The following is a 16312-nucleotide window of genomic DNA, read 5'->3' as shown; positions in this document are numbered from 1 at the left end:
ATCTCACAATAAGTACCTTGCGCTTCCTTAGTGGTTGGTTGATGTGTACCCCCACAGCGGACTTTCACCACCTAGATAGTTGCCATGCCTGGCACACAAGAAAAAGCGGATTTTGGAATCCGCTTTTCTTATTTTTCAACTCGTTCAAGATTTCCGTTTTTGTCCATTTGGAATTTCACCTTTTGCTGACGGTCCTCTTCCTGTAAAACAACCATTTTCCTGGCGCGTTCCATAATTTCAATCAACGCTCGGTAATCCTCTTCAATTAGCTTTAATTCTTTTGAAAGCTTTTCATTTTGAGCTGTTAGGTCATTCAATTGTTTTTCAAGCAATTTAATTTTCCCTTTGTAGACATCGATATTTTCCGAATGATCACGATGTTTCTTGGCCTTTTCATGAAGCTCCCTTAAGTAATCAAGCACAATCGAGAAAGAAATTTCCTGAACGTTTGAAGAGACGATTGCCTGTGTCTGTGCCTTTGCCTCAGCAACAATGACGTTTATATCATCTTCAAAATCTGGCACTGCCTGCTTTTTTAACTCTTTCCGCTGCTTTTTTGCAAGCTCAATTCCTGTTTTGTATTGTTTCCTAACACAAGAATTCCAGCGAAATCCACAGGCGGCAGCAGTCCGTGACAATTGCCGTCCCACTTCCTCAAATGCCTGCAGTTGCGTTCCCCCATCACGAATATGGCGAAGGATTACCTCGGCAAGTAAGAGGTCCTCATCCTGTGTCCAAGCATCTTGGCGTGTTGTTGGCATCGTATCCCTCCTAGTGTTTTTATTCATACATATGCATTCACTAGAAAAGATAGACTGTAAAACACGATTTTACTTTTTCGCCAAAAATTTATTGACTACTTCGTGATGTGCATCTGATTCCCAAAGACGAGAATTAGTGCGAACTTCTTCTTCAATTCTTGCTGCTAAACCCGTATTTGTCCATTTGCGAACTAGCATGGTTTTATATGCTTCCAAAACTCCAGCTTCAATTGCTAGGATGTTTTTTAAGTATTCAAGGCTACTTTCCATTAAATCCCCTTCAAAAACAGCATCAATATAGCCTAGTTCTACTAATTTTTCTACTTCCACCATTTTCGCTTCCATTAATAGCTTCATTGCGCTTGAAGCGGAAATTTTTTCAAATAACATCGTTCCTCCGCCCCAGCCAGTTGTAATGGCTTGTGTTCCTTGAACAAAGCCAGCTTTTACTCCTGCTTTGGCCAAACGGAAGTCACATGCTGTCGCAAGCTCACAACCACCACCCATTGCTGTACCATTGATTAACGCAATCGTTGGTTTTGGAAGCATTAATAATTTCACAAGGATTTTTGATGCCATTGAAAGCATGCCATACGCTTGATCCTCAGTTTTTAATGTGTGAAATACTGACAGGTCACCACCTGAACAAAACGCTTTTTCACCTTCTCCTGTTACCACTAATGCTTTATAAGCAGGATCTTTCATTTTTTCAATGGCAACTTCCAAACCTTCCAATACATCATAGTTAATGGCATTACGTTTTTCTGGTCTAGTAATTGTGAATAGTAGAAAGCCCTGTGGCATTTCTTCAAGTTTGTATGCAGTGTTCATTTCAATCCCCCAAGTTTTTAGCCTTTCTTACAATTGTAGGAATAATTCGACAATTTTTCAATCCTTTCAGCTTCTTTTTTGTATAAAAACAATAAATTTTTTTTTGAGATGTTATAAAACAGCAGACTCATACATAGTAAGCGTAAGTTGATTTCCGCTGCAGGCGCTCGCTTTAAATGACAAAAGCACAAGGAGTATAAACTCCTTGTGCTTTTTATCGTCAGGGAAAATTAGTCGTTTACAACTTCTTTTCCTTTGTATGTTCCACAAGCTTTACATACACGGTGAGCTAATTTTAATTCACCGCAGTTTGGGCATTCTACCATACCAGGTACTTGTAATTTAAAATGAGTACGACGCTTTCTTTTCGCAGTTTTAGAAGTTCTTCTAAAAGGTACAGCCATTATTCCCACCTCCTTAAAGACAATAAAGATGCTATGAAGTTCAGTAAATTTTGATCTTCACATTTTGGTTCTCTGATTAAGAATCAGATGATGAATCATTTTGTTCAAAAAACTTAGCTAGACCAGCAAGACGAGGATCCACTTTTTTGTTCTGATCCTGTTCTTGAACCACTTCCCAATCCTTTCCAGACTGAGGAGCACCTTCGCCAGTTTTTACATCCTCGCAAAAAACTTGCAATGGAACCTCAAGTAAAAGCAATTCTTGAATGACCGGCATAAGGTCAATCACATCACCTTTCACTTGGTGTATCTCTTCTTCCTCTTCAAAATCTGAAGCATTCAGAAGAAAGGTTTCCGTAGTTTCAACATTAATTGGATAATTTACATCAACTAACGTCCGAGAACAAGGTAGGATCAAATGACCTTCAATGCTAAAATGAAAAGTCACCCTAGTCGAACTAATATCTGCTCGTCCTGTTATATGCATTGGTGAAACAGCCCGAATCGATGGATCCACTTTACTTAAATCATCAATCTGAATTGTTTCATCAAAAGTAAGATCCTTGTTTCGATACTTTTGTAACTGACTAATTGTCCATTTCAAATCGAATCACCTCAAGGCAACAAAAGTAATTATAGCTTCCACACAACGAAATGTCAATATTATTTCTTTACAGCATGCCTTTTCAAATTTGACTGTTAAATTCCGCTATATAGAGCAAGATTACTTAAAATTGCATTCCATCGTATTTTCATTTTACCATTGTAACCATTCCAGGGAAAATAATCAAAAAAACTTGAAATCATTTGCAGTAATCGTTATCGTTATGAGAAAAAAGGAGGCATAAGAATGAAGGCTGTCGGAGTCATTGTTGAATACAATCCGTTTCATAATGGACACGCACTGCACTTGGCAGAGTCCAAACAGGCAAGTGGAGCAGATATTATCATTGCTGCGATGAGTGGAAACTTCCTCCAACGTGGCGAGCCAGCCCTTATTTCAAAATGGGCAAGAGCAAACATGGCGCTTCAAGCTGGTGTTGATATCGTGTTTGAACTACCTTATCAATATGCAACCCAACAGGCTGAAATCTTTGCCTACGGTGGTGTCTCACTCCTTACCGCAGCTTCTTGTGAAAGCATTTGTTTCGGAAGTGAATCGGGAGAAATCAACGCCTTTCACCATACATATGATTTTCTAGTTCAACACCATTCGGAGTTTCAAGCTAACATAAACCAATATATGCAAAATGGAGTCAGTTATCCGAAAGCGCAAGCCTTGTCGTTTCAGGATCTAATCCCTCACGCGAACATGGTAGATTTGTCTGAACCTAATAATATTTTAGGTTATCAGTATTTGAAAGCCGCAAAAAGCCTTGATGTGAACGTCCAGATACTAACCGTTCCGCGTAAAAGTGCTGGCTATCATGATGAACATTTTGCTTCAAGTACCATTGCCAGCGCCACGAGTATTCGAACTGCATTATTTTCAAAAAATAACATGGATGAAATTGCAAAATACGTTCCAAATACAAGCTATGAGCTTCTTAGAGATTACCAACAAGACTTTGGACTGTTTCATAATTGGGAGCACTATTGGCCTTATTTAAAATACCAATTGCTGTCTAGCACCCCTCTAGAGCTAACAGAAATATATGAGATTGAGGAAGGGATTGAAAATCGACTCTTGGCTCATGTTGGTGAGGCAGATTCATTTGTTGATTTTATGACGCGCGTCAAGACAAAACGCTATACTTGGACACGGCTGCAGCGAATGTGTCTGCACATATTAACGAACACAAAAAAATCAGACATGCAAGTAGCTAGACAACCTGTCCCATATTTGCGTTTGTTGGGGATGAGTGAGGCTGGTCGAGAGTATTTACGTCAGCATAAAAAGCGTTTTTCTATCCCAGTTATATCCAAACTTTCTGCTTATGATGGTCCTGGAATTGATGTCGATATTCGAGCTACAAAATTATACAATATGATTCTTCCGATTCACGCAAAACAAGAATTTGAAGAAACACCGATTTACTTAAAAAAAGAAGAACTGACATAAACTGTCAGTTCTTCTTTCGTAAAACAGCCATTCTTCAACTATTTTTTCTCTTTAAGTTTTTCTAAATATTCGACGGCTTCATCGAAGGTGTTGATCGGGACAATTTTCATTTTTGTACCGATGTTTTTAGCTGTTTTAGCAGCTAACTTATAATTGGGATCCTTAGCACCATTTTCATTTGGAGCAAGGAAGATTTCCGCACCAGCTTTATCGGCAGCGACTACCTTTTGGTCAATCCCACCGATTCTGCCAACTGTTCCATCAGCGGAAATCGTCCCCGTTCCGGCAATTTGGTAGCCTTTTGTTAAATCAGTCTTCGTCAATTGATTATAAATTTCGAGCGTAAACATCAAGCCAGCAGAGGGACCGCCGATTTCCTCCGTATCAATATTAACTGGAGGATCAACAACAATCTCTTTATCATCGACTAAGCCAATACCAATCCCGACTCGCATTTTATCCTGAGGAAATTGCGCAATCGGAATCGTTACCGTTTTTGCTTTTTCATCACGTTCATAAGTTACAGAGACCTTATCGCCAGCTTTTTTCTGATTAATGTAATCGATAAACTGTTCCATCGATTTAAATTTATTTCCATCGATTTTAATGATACGATCACCAGGCTTTAAAACTCCATCGGCTGGCATATTGTCAATAATGTTCAATACGTATATCCCTTTAAATTGATAATGAATCGGGAGATTGGCTTTTCTGTATGCTACTTCAATTGCATTGGTTTTAGAGCCTGCCATCATATGAAGCTGCCTTACATTGTACTCTTCATCACTTTCATCTTTACTTCTTACAGACTCAATTGGATAGATTTCTTGATACTTGCTCATTTTCGCCATCGCGTAAGCATATATATTTGCCTTGCCCATCCGTATTGTCGTGAGCATAAAATTCCCTGCTTCATCATAACCATTTTCTACTTCAATTATCGGTTCGAGCTCTTTGGCCATGCCCGGTTTTGACACGTAATAGGGTAAATAATAAAAAGAGCTGGCGACAAATAATAGACCGGCAATGATGAGGACAATGAGCGAACGATATTTCCTCATTAGTTTTAAGTCCCCTTCCATTGTTCAATCCTTTTCTTAATTTCGTCGATGTGTTTTCTAGCTGCATCCTCACCTATTTTGATAATTTCTTCAATATTGGTAAAAGCACGTGAATTGTACTTTTCCACACGAGGCCGAAGCGTAATGTCCGAAGCGACAATGCGATGGTCAACAAGCTCCATTTGCATAATGTCGATGCTTTGCATGATGACATCGTAAATGGAGGTGATTTCGGTATTTGTTTTAACATGTGAAACATCTACTGCAATCACCAGTTCCGCTCCCATATCCTTTACAACAGAAACAGGAATGCGATCCACCACACCACCATCGACAAGCAGACGACCATTGATTTTTTCCGGAACAAATATTCCCGGAATAGAGATGCTAGCTCTAACCGCATCAGCTATGGGGCCTTTTGTAAAGACAACCTTCTCTCCAGACATGAGGTCTGTTGCAACAATGGCAACAGGAATGTTCAGTTCCTCAATATTTTTACCATGAGTAAAGATTCTAATTAAATCTTTCACGCGCTTTCCAGCGACAAATCCCATTTTTGGGACGGTAAAATCAAGATAGTACTTTCGTTTAAAGGCGCTGGAAATTTTATAGAGCTGATCCATATCCAATCCTGTTGCATAGAAGCTAGCAATTAGCGCCCCCATGCTACTGCCGGATATATAATCAATGGGAATGCCCTCATCCTTGAGTACTTTAATAACCCCTAAATGGGCGAATCCCCGCGCGCCACCCGATCCAAGTGCCAAACCAATTTTCGGACGAGGCAACGTGATTCCCTCCTTCTCAAAAAGCTAAATACTTATGTCAGTTTCAATCTTATGGTCTAAATTGCATTTCTATGAGTATATTGTTTTATACAGGACAAGGCCTCATAGGAAACCAACGTTCGTATTTAGTGATATGGCAAAGATAATCTCGTGAGCTCCCTATTTTTTCACACCACTCCGAAATCAACAAGATAAATCAACATATAATGTTTTTTATTTTATCACTGTTTTTTTAGGTTGCACAGCAATAATCCTTGTAGGAGGCTATTAGTATTGAATCGTTCAAAGCTAAAAACACTGTTCCTTGCATCCACCGTTACAATCATGGCGATATCAATTATTTCGTTTCCTCAGGAATCAGTAGACGCCTCAATACGCGGGTTAAATATGTGGTGGGAAATTGTCTTTCCGTCATTACTTCCTTTTTTTATCATCAGTGAGATGTTAATTGGATTTGGTGTCGTTCGCTTTATCGGAGTACTACTTGAGCCATTCATGCGACCCGTTTTTAGGGTTCCAGGTGTGGGGGGCTTTGTGTGGGCGATGGGGCTAGCATCTGGATTTCCCGCAGGAGCAAAGTTAACAGCTAGGCTTAGACAAGAGGGCCAGTTGACAAGAGCCGAAGCAGAAAGACTTGTTACTTTTACAAACTCATCCAATCCGCTGTTTATTTTTGGAGCGGTTTCCGTGGGCTTTTTTTATAATCCAAAACTTGGTGTCATTTTAGCCCTCTCGCATTACTTAGGGAATATTTGCGTGGGAATTTTAATGAGATTTTATGGAAAAAAAGAAAAAGCTCCAGAAGTTAAAAAAACGAAGCAGTCAATGCTGCGTTTGGCCTTTTCACAGCTTCATCAAACTAGGATAAAGGATAAGCGCCCAATCGGAAAGCTACTTGGCGATGCCGTAATGTCTTCAGTCCAAACCTTGCTCATGATTGGTGGCTTTATCATCTTGTTTTCCGTTGTCAATAAAATCCTGTATCATCTGCAAATGACTGGTTACCTTTCTAAACTACTTGAATTGATATTCCCGCTATTTTCACTTCCAGATTCATTAAGTATTCCGTTTATTTCTGGTATATTTGAAATTACACAAGGTAGCCAGTTAACGAGTCAGGTACAGGATGCAACGTTATTACAACAAGCAATTATCACTAGCTTTATCTTGGCTTTCAGCGGCTTAAGCGTTCAAGCTCAAGTCGCAAGCATCCTTGCCCAAACCGATATTCGCTTTCAACCTTTTTTTATCGCTCGCATTTTTCATGGGATTTTCGCTTCATTGTTCACCTACATGCTTTGGAATCCAGTTTATAAGCAATTTTATCAATCAGAACAACCATCCAATGCAATACCCGTTTTTTTAATCAATGAGAGCAGCTATTTTTATGATTTTTATCATTGGTTGATTACGATTGGACCGATCATTACCTTATTGGCATTATCGTCCTACATTGTTCTTTATGCTCGTAAATATAGTAAATAAGGCTGAAACAACCTATGGTTATCCACCAAAATGTTGTTTCAGCCTTATTGAGTTTATTTTCTGCGCGAAGCAAACTTGTTTTGTAATTCCACTGCAACAACTGGTGGAACTAACTCATGAATATCACCATTATATTTGGCAACTTCTTTCACAATACTGGAGCTTAAGAATGAGTACTGATTATTAGTCATGATGAAAAAGGTTTCGACATCATCATTTAACACACGGTTCATTGAAGCATTTTGCATTTCATATTCAAAATCTGATACAGCTCTAAGTCCACGTATAATCGCATTGGCATTTACGCTTTTAGCATACTCAACCAATAGGCCGTCAAAAGCATCTACCTTAACATTCGGAATATCTTTTGTTACCTTTTTGATTAATTCAATTCTTTCTTGAACTGAAAAAAGTGGTGTTTTTGTTGAATTATTTAGTACACTTACATAAATTTCATCAAAAATCTTTGCACCACGAATAATAATGTCTAAATGTCCATTCGTAATTGGATCAAAACTCCCTGGACAAACAGCAATGCACGGCAAAACGTTACCCCCCTAATCGACTAAATCATTTTGAAAAATCGTAATGTTAATAATCCCGTATTGTTCCCTCTTTATTCGTTGCAGTTGACCAATTCGCTCTGGTAACGCGACGTCATGACTATGCTCACAGACGATAACTCCACTTTCGGCTAATAGTGAGCTTTGATCCATCTCAGTTAAAACATCAAGCAATTGCTGCTTTTTATATGGAGGATCTAAAAACACAACATCAAACTTTAGCCCGCGTTTTATTACTGCCTTTAAAGCCCTGTTTGCTTCATTTCGATATATTTCTGCCTTTTCCGTAAAACTGCATACAGAAATATTTTCCTTTATAGTTTGAATGGCTTTTCCATCTCTGTCAACAAAAATGACCCGATCCAACCCTCTACTTAAGGCTTCAATACCCAATCCGCCACTTCCGGCAAACAAATCAAGACCTATACCACCGGTAAAATAAGGACCAATCATATTAAATATCGCCTCTTTAACCTTATCAGTCGTCGGTCTTGTCGAATTCCCCGGAACAGCCTTAAGCGCCTTTCCCTTACAGGTTCCTGATACGACTCTCACAACATTCACCACAACTTATCTTAAAATAAAATCCATATTTTTTTCTATCCTAACACACATAGGTTTTTCGCACCATTCCCATCATTTCTCAATCCTAAAATAAATATCCACAAATGATGTATATTGCCGTTTTACTGTGGAAATAATGTACTTAACAGCATCTAATCGAGGATGTTGTTGCCAACCGCGGAGAAGACTTACGTTTCCCCATAAGTTCTTCCTCCGGTTTCTCCTCTCCCTTTGCCTTCTATCCTAAAAAGGATATAGAAGGACCCTGCATTTTTGCAGGGTTTTTTCTTTGCACTTTTTTCAATTGCAAAAAGCACTTCCCCTTCAATTTTCCCAATTAGCATGGTACAGTAATATCGACCATATGAAATATTTGGAGGAAGAATATGATCCAGAGATTTATCGAGCTAGGCGAAGGTTATTCTGATTTGTATGAGTTGCTTGAAATTGTCCAAGCGAACCAACACCGTTTATCAAGAATGCTAGCTTTTCACGCAGTGAAAGATGGCAAAGAGGTTACCTCCCTTGCGGTAATCTTAAATCCAGCAAAGGAAGGCGAATTTCAACCGATTTATTTTTGTCGTGAAGGTATTCCAAATCCTAATGTTAAACCAAATAAGCGGTATGATTTATTTGCCCAAATTGCTACAAGACATCAAAAAAATATTATTGAGCTTGAAATCAAACCATCTAATGAATTTGCTGATAAAGAATTATTTTATCAATATTTAATTGGTATATTAAGAATGAACCGCTATTTGCCGGTCATGACAACGAGCTGGTAGAAAACGACAGCCGGAACATAAAAAAACAAGGTGAGGATTCTCGCCTTGTTTTTATATGCCCATTTTATAATCGTATTCCTTGGCTTTATCTGGCTTTGCGTTTTCAAACTCCATCCGTAAAAACGGTTTATAGGACGGTTCAACTTTTTTAACAAAAGAATATGCTTGTAACTTTGCTGTTAGGTCTTCCACTTCATCTTGGTTGCAATATAGGACAACATATTTTAATTTTTTGGAAACAAAGTGAACATTGCCGAATTTTCTAAGCATTTTAGCCTGTTTTAACGAGTAGAGCCATATGATAATACCTTGTCGAGAACCGAACATGCAATATTCCCCTTATACCTTTTTAAATAAGAATAGCAAAAAACTGACTTCCTAGCAATGCTGACTTATTTTGTTGAACAACCACAACTGCCACCTGTTCCACAGCCACCACTACAACCAGAGAGTGAATCAAAATAAAGATTTCCAGTTGGAACCTTAACACTGGTAGAAACGGCTTGACCAATCAACACACTAATTTCATCTAGTAAAGCTTGCAAATCATTTTCTGCTATTTTAAAAGCTGCTACAAATGGATCTAAATCCATTTCCCGTTTAACTTCACGGATTTTGCTCTTAACAGGCTGATAATTCGGATGATATTTACCAAATCTTTGAACTTCCTCATACTGCTCTTTAAGATTAAGGAAGTTTTTTATTTTGATTTGTGTTTCCTGGCTATTTTTCATATTGTAAAAACACTGGCGATACTGCTCAGCAATGTCTGATTGTAAAATCATTGTGGCAAGCTGGTCGGTTTTATCTATTAGCTGAATTTTTTCTAAAGTAGTAGAAAGCAAAAAGCTCACCTCCGTTTTCATATTCTAACATGAAACATCACGGAAAGCGAATGATGCTGACTGCTATTGAATATCGACATTAATCTCCTTCTTTAGGGGATAGGGCTGATTCGCTAAGTTTACAACCTGTAAAGTGATGGTATGCTGTCCTGATGTCAAATCTTTTAAAATAAAGACAGGAGAATCCACTTCTTCGGTTTTCTTACCATCAATTAATACAATAATTTTTCCCACTTGTTTGTCTGGAAGATCATGACGAAATGAAATATCCTGAAGTTTACATTCAATTAAAACATTCTTGCCATTAATCTGATGCCGAACAGTAAACGATGATGGGTGCGGTGTCGCAGCAACTACTCTCGCCACTTGGTCAGTTAAACTGAATGCCGAACTTTTGTTTTCTTTTGATTTAGGCTTGGGGATATCACGCTGACAACCTACTAATACAATCAATATTAGCGAAAATAGTATCTGTACACTCAACTTCACAACCCATCACTCCTTTCTTGATATTGTTTACAAGGAATAGCATTTTCATGACAAAAAAATAGAGACGATTCCTTGATAAGAAAAAGTCTCTAGCCTTTTGAATTCATCATTTGAAACATGCTCATCATCATGGATGCCATTTGCACCCCCTGGGTAAATTTATTAACTTGATCTGGTATTGTCTTTTTATAATAGTGCAGCGAGGAAATCTCGAGCTTTTGCAGGTCTTGTGGATTTCGTGATAACTTCCGGTACCATATTGGCTGCTCACGGATAAACTTTTGTAGCTCTACATTTTGAGATAAATATTCAATAATCTCTTGGCGCATAACAATCCCCTTCGTTAATCCTTTCGGAATTGAAATGGATGTGGTGGTTGATTTTTTGGTTGCGATTGCTGTGGTGGTTGGTTCCCTTGAAACTGTGATAAAACCCCTTGAATTGCCGTTAGTGTTTGGCTTAACTGGTTGACATGCATACTCAGTTGCTCAGCATCCATTTGTTTTACCGCTCCAAGAATTTGGCCAAGCCAATCTTTTTTTTGTTCTTCATCAGCCATTTTTTGAATCGTTTCAGTTTCTTTTGAGCCATGCTTTGTGACTGGTTTTGCTAAATATTTAGCCCAGCGGGGGTCCTCTTCACCAAGCAAATACCACTCTTCAAATAATTCCTGCCATGTATGGGTGCCCTTTTTTACGGCTTCAATGAGCTTTGGATTGCTTTTGACAAAAGTTTTAAACTTTTCTACAGAAGGATGAAGCTGATTATTTTCCAATATTCCCACCCCAAATTGATTACAATGCCTATGATACGATATGCTTAATCTAGGAAAAGGTGAAGAATTGGCTTTGTTTTTAAAAATTCAAAAAATACAAAAAATAATGGTATAATGAAACTATATTTTTCTGAAAGAGGTTAATTTTATGTCAAAAGAACTGCACGATTTGCTCGATCAACTTATTCATCAAGCTAAAGCTGAAGAACTCGATCATATCAATGAATTATTTCATGGCCTTCTCAATCAAGAGTCAGATAGCCGAAATGTTGGTTTCATCGGTAAGCTTTTGCAAATGAACCGAAAAATAAACGGACAAACTTGTGAAATGTCAATACCTCTTAATCCTTTAGTTAATAACTCACTCGGAATTGTTCATGGTGGGGTAACTGCAACATTAATTGATTCCGCGATGGGAACATTGGCGAATTCATTGTTACCAGAAGGTTTCGGGGCTGTTACAACACAATTAAATATCCATTATATTGCCCCAGGTATTGGGGAATCATTACGGTGTACAGCACAGTGTGAGCATAAAGGTTCAAAAACCATGGTGCTAACTGCCACCGTTTACCGTACAGATGGTATGAAAGTTGCAACCGCAAGCGGAAGCTTCTTTATTATTAATAAGAGTTCGAATTAATTTAACCAATCAAAAAACAAGGGGCACATCCCCTTGTTTTTCTTTGAAGAGGAAATCATTATTCATTTTCCTCCTTTGTTTCGATAAGATTTTGCGTATAATGCTTTCGATAAACGCCAACACCGGTATGTGTAAATTTTTCATCGAGTAAATTTTCTCGATGGTGCTCACTATTGATCCAACCTTCGATGACTGCAGGAGCATCAATATAATTAGCGGCAATAATTTCTCCGGCTTTATCATAATGTATTTGAGCATTATTAAGGCGGTCTGTTACTTCACCATATTGTTTCGAAGTATGTGAGAGACTATTTGTGTCGTTCATATCCTTGCTATGAAGGTAAGCCACATTAGCAACAGCATCATCCCACACGAGTTGGGGTAAATGGTATCGTTTCCTAAGTATATTGGTAATTTCAAAGATTTGCTTTTGACTACCTTGTTCAATCAAAGGCCAAGCTTCGTCTGTTACTGGCATTGGTTCCAACAACTCACCACGATACATTAATTCGTAAGGTCTTTGCACAATAAGTGTTTTGACATCTAAATATCGAACACTCACCAAGGAACCAGTAAATTTATCAATATTGAGTTGGACATACATATCTCCCATTTGAATTAATGGCTTTGAGTTCATATCCTCCTCTGAAAGCTCAAATTTATATGCTGTTCCTTCATAGTTGAAATGAATATCTGTTTGTATTTGGAAAGTTGAGAATATCTCCTCAATCGTTTCACCAACCTTGAAAGGTTCGAGATTGAAATTCTCTCCAAGCGCATAAATCGTAACAATCTTGCCGCTTTCCACTCCCACTTGCATATATTCTTTGCTATTTTGATTATAGATCCACCATTCATATCCATAAGTGGAGGGATCCATTCGGTTCGGCTCTCCATAAACAGCTTTAAAAGCATCTGCTTGCTTCCCTAGAAAGGTTGATAAGCCATTTTCAGGACGCTGCAATTTCGTCGTTCTAACTAATTCTGAGTTTTCAGTCACTTTCCCTTGGTCTAACTCTGGTGTCGCCGTATCTTCCATGTATAATATATCTGATTGTTTATTGTTATCATCGTAGATATAATAGCCCGCCAATAACACAATCACTACCAATACTAAAATTCTAATCAATGCAGCCAGGCCAAGTTCCCCCTTCAAGACAAACTCTTTCATATTGTATGATAAAAAGTAGTCAATATTATCTCATTAATCTTATTATACAGGTAAGTTTTAACTCACACAGTAAAAAATTTATAAAAACGCCCTGTAAATGTTATATTAACAAAATAAAAAAATGAGAGTGACTTCAAAAGTCCCCTCATTTCATTCTTATTATTAATGTTGAATTTGTGTTTGACTTGTCTCTGAAATTTCGGTTAAAGCAATCTTTGCTTGATCGTCAGTTAATTCATGGATTGCAAAGTCTCCCAATGATACAATTCCCACGAGGCGCTCCCCCTCAACCACAGGCAAACGACGTATCTGGTTTTTAGCCATGATTTTCGCAGCTTCTTGCGTTGTACAATCAGATTTGATTGTCACCATCTCTTTACTCATAATATCTTCAACTTTTGTTGAACCCGGATGCTTTTGTGCAACACCCCGAATCACTATATCACGATCTGTAATCATACCGACGAGCCTGTCTTTATCAACAATCGGGATGGCTCCCACATTCCACTCCTTCATCTTTACTGCAACTTCAAAAACATTATCTAGTAGGGAACAAGTTTCCACATTAGTTGTCATAATATCCTTGATACTACCCATTCATCATTCACTCCTTTTATTTTTCAACAATTAACAATGTCCAATAATACTGGTGTAATCCTCCAATAGCATAACCAACTCCAATATAGGTTGCCTGATCAGTCAAGACATTATTTCGATTTACCTGAGTATTCATCCAGGTTTCAAACATTTCATCTGCGGTCTTTGGCCCAGCACCTATATTTTCAAATACCCTTTTACAAGGGAAATGAAATGTTTCTAACATATCTGTAGGATTTCCATATGTAGGTGACTTATGCGTGACATATTTATGAATCAACATATCCATCGCTTTCTTTTCTGCCAACAGATTAAGCTTTGAATGAAGGGATAATGGCTGCAAGTTAAGTTTTTCACGCTCGGTGTTAACCAATGTAAGCAATTTAAGTTGGACATCTATTTGAGTTTGTTTCGTTAAATTAAAGTGATCATCAGGAAGATATATCGATTGACCTGGATAAATGAGTTCAGGCTGAATGATTTGTTTGTTGAGGTTTAATAATACATGAAAATCAACATTCTGCTCTTGCGAAATATTCCACATTGTATCGCCTGGTTTTATTCTGTACATTTCGAGAGCCAATGAATGGTTTGCATGATAAAACAAACCCGTTACAAGGGTACATATAAACAAAATGACCACCGCATGATCCTTCATTCTTTCTCCTCCTTGAAATCTAATCGCAAATAGTTTTTCCCAACTCTTTAAATAAAATCAGAAAATATAGTAAAATACCCTTTTTCGGAATTGCAACTTCACCCTTTTTCTACTATTATTAGAATGAGAAAAGTTGCAGAGGTGTCGAGATTATCATCTTTGTGACGGATTGTGTAAAGTCTGGGGAGGGACAAAAATGAAATTTGAAAATACTGGTCTTGAAAATGCAAAGGTCGAACTAAAACGTCTAGATGATGTTATGCTAGAACAAGGTTTAGTTCGCGAAGCAACATGGGATTACGATCGAGTTACATACGACAGAAAATTCGAGTTAAAAGAAGGCGTTTTTTACTTACGTGTTCAAGGGTATGCTGAAGGTGATGTAGGGGCTCACAGAGCAGATATCCGCTTAATTACACCATTACTTGGAAAGTATTATTTCCCACATGGTGTTGAGTACGGTGCAGGCGAAGACTTCCCAAGCTCATTAGTATCACAATGCGAAAAGATTCTTACTGAGCTTAAGAACCAAATTACTGCTATCGCAAAGTAAACTTAACAAACTTTACTATTTAAAAAACGTATGGAAATCCATACGTTTTTTTGCTTCTATAATATATAAGATTTGATGTATTTGCCAAACTATTTAAAGTTTTTATTTAAGTTGGTTATTTCTTGTGTCCATACTATAATTTAACTAAGTAGGAAAAGAATGCGAATTCCAGAATTTTTGTAATGGAAAGGAGGACAACATTGAAAAGATTCATTAACAAGCGCAAGCTTTTCATTGCATTAGGGCTTATCATCCTTGCTATTTTGGGCTATATAATCATTCCAGTGTCATTACCCATTATTTTAGCATTTATCACTGCACTTTTACTTGAACCAATCATTGCTTATCTTTCAAAGCTTTTAAAAGGTAAACGTCAATTATCGGTAGTTATTGTATTCATACTTTTTATTTGTTTTATTGCTTTATGCAGTTATTTCATCACTACTAAAGTCATTACCGAAGTCATTGATTTAGTTGAAAATTCACCAATATATGTAAATAACCTTTCTAAGATGTGGTTTAAAGCTGAGGCGAAATTGGTCTCAATGGCTAGTGATTTACCAAAAGTGGTTGTAAATCAATTTACCTCTCAGATACAAAACTTCCTTTCGACAATAAAGGAAGGTATCCTTGATTATGTAAATATTAATAATTTTAAAGCGATATTAACAAATATTCCAAATTACTTGGTAAGTTTTATTATTTATCTAGTTTCTCTTTTCCTATTTCTCATAGACTTGCCTAGATTAACCGAAAATTTTTATTCTCATTTAACAGAGAAAACCACTAAAAAAGTAAAATATATGACATCAAGATTATCGTTTATTATTTTCAATTATATAAAAGTGCAATTTTTTATTAGCATAATCGTATTTATATTAACACTAATCACGCTTCATTTTATTGCCCCGGAAATTGCATTATACATGTCAATGCTAATTTGGTTGTTAAATTTCATCCCTATTTTTGGGACATTTATCATTTTAGCGCCATGGGCTATCTTCCATTTGCTAACTGGAAATATATTAGTCGGGATTACCTTGTTGTTATTAGCGTTAGGGTTAGTGGTTGTTAAAAAATTTGTAAAACCATATATCTTAGGAGGACAGTACGGACTATCACCATTATCCACTTTAGTAGTCATGTACTTGGGTTTTAAAATAATTGGACTATATGGGATCATCATTGGACCACTTATTTTAGTTATCTTCTATTCAGCAAAAGAAGCAGGTATTATTCAAATAAATGTAAAAATATAAAAAGAGCGGAAATCTCCG

Annotated in this window: 22 protein-coding genes; 6 read left to right on the top strand and 16 right to left on the bottom strand. The window is 37.3% G+C overall.

What is annotated here, in order from left to right; all coding sequences use genetic code 11:
• Nucleotides 1-128: 128 nt before the first annotated feature.
• The 4 genes from HHO41_RS16905 to HHO41_RS16890 form a co-directional block, all read right to left on the bottom strand.
• Nucleotides 129-761 carry an RsfA family transcriptional regulator gene (locus HHO41_RS16905; RefSeq protein ID WP_169100814.1) on the bottom strand — a complete coding sequence of 211 codons (633 nt, stop codon included), beginning with the start codon at nt 759-761 and terminating at the stop codon, nt 129-131.
• A 69-nt stretch (nt 762-830) separates the two neighbouring features.
• Nucleotides 831-1592: an enoyl-CoA hydratase/isomerase family protein gene (locus tag HHO41_RS16900; RefSeq protein ID WP_169100812.1), complete on the bottom strand. Its 762-nt coding sequence runs from the start codon at nt 1590-1592 to the stop codon at nt 831-833.
• 230 nt (nt 1593-1822) lie between these two features.
• Nucleotides 1823-1996, bottom strand: coding sequence for a 50S ribosomal protein L32 (gene rpmF / locus HHO41_RS16895; RefSeq protein WP_169100810.1), 174 nt, complete (start codon nt 1994-1996; stop codon nt 1823-1825).
• A gap of 76 nt (nt 1997-2072) precedes the next feature.
• Nucleotides 2073-2600, bottom strand: coding sequence for a YceD family protein (locus HHO41_RS16890; protein ID WP_169100808.1), 528 nt, complete (start codon nt 2598-2600; stop codon nt 2073-2075).
• A 246-nt stretch (nt 2601-2846) separates the two neighbouring features.
• Between HHO41_RS16890 and HHO41_RS16885 the strand changes: the two genes are divergently transcribed.
• Nucleotides 2847-4058, top strand: coding sequence for a nucleotidyltransferase (locus HHO41_RS16885; RefSeq protein WP_169100806.1), 1212 nt, complete (start codon nt 2847-2849; stop codon nt 4056-4058).
• A 38-nt stretch (nt 4059-4096) separates the two neighbouring features.
• Here HHO41_RS16885 and HHO41_RS16880 read toward each other — a convergent pair whose 3' ends face one another.
• Together HHO41_RS16880 and HHO41_RS16875 are read right to left on the bottom strand one after the other, a co-directional pair.
• Complete coding sequence (locus tag HHO41_RS16880) at nt 4097-5119, bottom strand: SepM family pheromone-processing serine protease (RefSeq protein ID WP_169100804.1); 1023 nt, start codon at nt 5117-5119, stop codon at nt 4097-4099.
• 5 nt (nt 5120-5124) lie between these two features.
• Entirely contained in the window at nt 5125-5907 is a 783-nt protein-coding gene (locus HHO41_RS16875) for a patatin-like phospholipase family protein (protein WP_169100802.1), read from the bottom strand.
• A gap of 273 nt (nt 5908-6180) precedes the next feature.
• On the opposite strand from HHO41_RS16875, the gene ylbJ reads away from it, so the two are divergent.
• Complete coding sequence (ylbJ, locus tag HHO41_RS16870) at nt 6181-7392, top strand: sporulation integral membrane protein YlbJ (RefSeq protein WP_169100800.1); 1212 nt, start codon at nt 6181-6183, stop codon at nt 7390-7392.
• A 53-nt stretch (nt 7393-7445) separates the two neighbouring features.
• Here ylbJ and coaD read toward each other — a convergent pair whose 3' ends face one another.
• A complete protein-coding gene (gene coaD, locus HHO41_RS16865) occupies nt 7446-7937 on the bottom strand; it encodes a pantetheine-phosphate adenylyltransferase (RefSeq protein ID WP_169100798.1) in 492 nt (163 codons plus the stop codon).
• 12 nt (nt 7938-7949) lie between these two features.
• Complete coding sequence (rsmD, locus tag HHO41_RS16860; protein ID WP_348981308.1) at nt 7950-8510, bottom strand: 16S rRNA (guanine(966)-N(2))-methyltransferase RsmD; 561 nt, start codon at nt 8508-8510, stop codon at nt 7950-7952.
• Between the two features lie 395 nt (nt 8511-8905).
• On the opposite strand from rsmD, the gene HHO41_RS16855 reads away from it, so the two are divergent.
• The gene (locus HHO41_RS16855; protein ID WP_169100794.1) at nt 8906-9304 is read left to right on the top strand and encodes a DUF7147 family protein; all 399 of its coding nucleotides are present in this window, start codon (nt 8906-8908) and stop codon (nt 9302-9304) included.
• Between the two features lie 51 nt (nt 9305-9355).
• Here the strand turns inward: HHO41_RS16855 and HHO41_RS16850 are convergent, their stop codons facing one another.
• The 5 genes from HHO41_RS16850 to HHO41_RS16830 all read right to left on the bottom strand — a co-directional run bounded on the left by HHO41_RS16850 (nt 9356) and on the right by HHO41_RS16830 (nt 11422).
• On the bottom strand, nt 9356-9631 hold the full coding sequence (locus HHO41_RS16850; RefSeq protein WP_169100792.1) for a YlbG family protein: 276 nt from the start codon (nt 9629-9631) through the stop codon (nt 9356-9358).
• Between the two features lie 65 nt (nt 9632-9696).
• Nucleotides 9697-10170 carry a YlbF/YmcA family competence regulator gene (locus HHO41_RS16845; RefSeq protein WP_169100790.1) on the bottom strand — a complete coding sequence of 158 codons (474 nt, stop codon included), beginning with the start codon at nt 10168-10170 and terminating at the stop codon, nt 9697-9699.
• Nucleotides 10171-10212: 42 nt separating this feature from the next.
• Complete coding sequence (locus tag HHO41_RS16840) at nt 10213-10638, bottom strand: hypothetical protein (RefSeq protein ID WP_169100788.1); 426 nt, start codon at nt 10636-10638, stop codon at nt 10213-10215.
• An 89-nt stretch (nt 10639-10727) separates the two neighbouring features.
• Nucleotides 10728-10967 carry a YlbE-like family protein gene (locus HHO41_RS16835; protein ID WP_169100786.1) on the bottom strand — a complete coding sequence of 80 codons (240 nt, stop codon included), beginning with the start codon at nt 10965-10967 and terminating at the stop codon, nt 10728-10730.
• A gap of 14 nt (nt 10968-10981) precedes the next feature.
• A complete protein-coding gene (locus tag HHO41_RS16830) occupies nt 10982-11422 on the bottom strand; it encodes a YlbD family protein (RefSeq protein ID WP_348981307.1) in 441 nt (146 codons plus the stop codon).
• 139 nt (nt 11423-11561) lie between these two features.
• On the opposite strand from HHO41_RS16830, the gene HHO41_RS16825 reads away from it, so the two are divergent.
• The gene (locus tag HHO41_RS16825; protein WP_169100782.1) at nt 11562-12056 is read left to right on the top strand and encodes a PaaI family thioesterase; all 495 of its coding nucleotides are present in this window, start codon (nt 11562-11564) and stop codon (nt 12054-12056) included.
• A 58-nt stretch (nt 12057-12114) separates the two neighbouring features.
• Here HHO41_RS16825 and HHO41_RS16820 read toward each other — a convergent pair whose 3' ends face one another.
• The 3 genes from HHO41_RS16820 to HHO41_RS16810 form a co-directional block, all read right to left on the bottom strand.
• Complete coding sequence (locus HHO41_RS16820) at nt 12115-13212, bottom strand: CAP domain-containing protein (protein ID WP_248278515.1); 1098 nt, start codon at nt 13210-13212, stop codon at nt 12115-12117.
• A gap of 177 nt (nt 13213-13389) precedes the next feature.
• Nucleotides 13390-13824: a CBS domain-containing protein gene (locus HHO41_RS16815; RefSeq protein ID WP_169100780.1), complete on the bottom strand. Its 435-nt coding sequence runs from the start codon at nt 13822-13824 to the stop codon at nt 13390-13392.
• 16 nt (nt 13825-13840) lie between these two features.
• On the bottom strand, nt 13841-14482 hold the full coding sequence (locus HHO41_RS16810) for a CAP domain-containing protein (protein ID WP_169100778.1): 642 nt from the start codon (nt 14480-14482) through the stop codon (nt 13841-13843).
• Between the two features lie 196 nt (nt 14483-14678).
• On the opposite strand from HHO41_RS16810, the gene HHO41_RS16805 reads away from it, so the two are divergent.
• Together HHO41_RS16805 and ytvI are read left to right on the top strand one after the other, a co-directional pair.
• Complete coding sequence (locus tag HHO41_RS16805) at nt 14679-15035, top strand: YugN family protein (RefSeq protein ID WP_169100776.1); 357 nt, start codon at nt 14679-14681, stop codon at nt 15033-15035.
• A gap of 200 nt (nt 15036-15235) precedes the next feature.
• A complete protein-coding gene (gene ytvI / locus HHO41_RS16800; RefSeq protein ID WP_248278514.1) occupies nt 15236-16294 on the top strand; it encodes a sporulation integral membrane protein YtvI in 1059 nt (352 codons plus the stop codon).
• Nucleotides 16295-16312 lie beyond the last annotated feature (18 nt).

Source organism: Bacillus sp. DNRA2, from assembly GCF_012843265.1.
Classification (GTDB): Bacteria; Bacillota; Bacilli; order Bacillales; family Cytobacillaceae; genus Bacillus_BU.
Note: the sequence above shows the minus strand (reverse complement) of the source record. Positions and strands in the feature narration are given on the sequence as shown.

What these genes read in the sequence shown, in the direction of transcription:
- HHO41_RS16885 (WP_169100806.1), top strand. Translation starts at nt 2,847, where the DNA reads ATGAAGGCTGTCGGAGTCATTGTTGAATACAATCCGTTTCATAATGGA.
- HHO41_RS16850 (WP_169100792.1), bottom strand. Translation starts at nt 9,631, where the DNA reads ATGTTCGGTTCTCGACAAGGTATTATCATATGGCTCTACTCGTTAAAA.
- HHO41_RS16825 (WP_169100782.1), top strand. Translation starts at nt 11,562, where the DNA reads ATGTCAAAAGAACTGCACGATTTGCTCGATCAACTTATTCATCAAGCT.
- HHO41_RS16810 (WP_169100778.1), bottom strand. Translation starts at nt 14,482, where the DNA reads ATGAAGGATCATGCGGTGGTCATTTTGTTTATATGTACCCTTGTAACG.
- HHO41_RS16900 (WP_169100812.1), bottom strand. Translation starts at nt 1,592, where the DNA reads ATGAACACTGCATACAAACTTGAAGAAATGCCACAGGGCTTTCTACTA.
- HHO41_RS16855 (WP_169100794.1), top strand. Translation starts at nt 8,906, where the DNA reads ATGATCCAGAGATTTATCGAGCTAGGCGAAGGTTATTCTGATTTGTAT.
- HHO41_RS16905 (WP_169100814.1), bottom strand. Translation starts at nt 761, where the DNA reads ATGCCAACAACACGCCAAGATGCTTGGACACAGGATGAGGACCTCTTA.
- HHO41_RS16835 (WP_169100786.1), bottom strand. Translation starts at nt 10,967, where the DNA reads ATGCGCCAAGAGATTATTGAATATTTATCTCAAAATGTAGAGCTACAA.
- HHO41_RS16880 (WP_169100804.1), bottom strand. Translation starts at nt 5,119, where the DNA reads ATGAGGAAATATCGTTCGCTCATTGTCCTCATCATTGCCGGTCTATTA.
- HHO41_RS16805 (WP_169100776.1), top strand. Translation starts at nt 14,679, where the DNA reads ATGAAATTTGAAAATACTGGTCTTGAAAATGCAAAGGTCGAACTAAAA.
- HHO41_RS16845 (WP_169100790.1), bottom strand. Translation starts at nt 10,170, where the DNA reads ATGAAAACGGAGGTGAGCTTTTTGCTTTCTACTACTTTAGAAAAAATT.
- HHO41_RS16815 (WP_169100780.1), bottom strand. Translation starts at nt 13,824, where the DNA reads ATGGGTAGTATCAAGGATATTATGACAACTAATGTGGAAACTTGTTCC.
- rpmF (WP_169100810.1), bottom strand. Translation starts at nt 1,996, where the DNA reads ATGGCTGTACCTTTTAGAAGAACTTCTAAAACTGCGAAAAGAAAGCGT.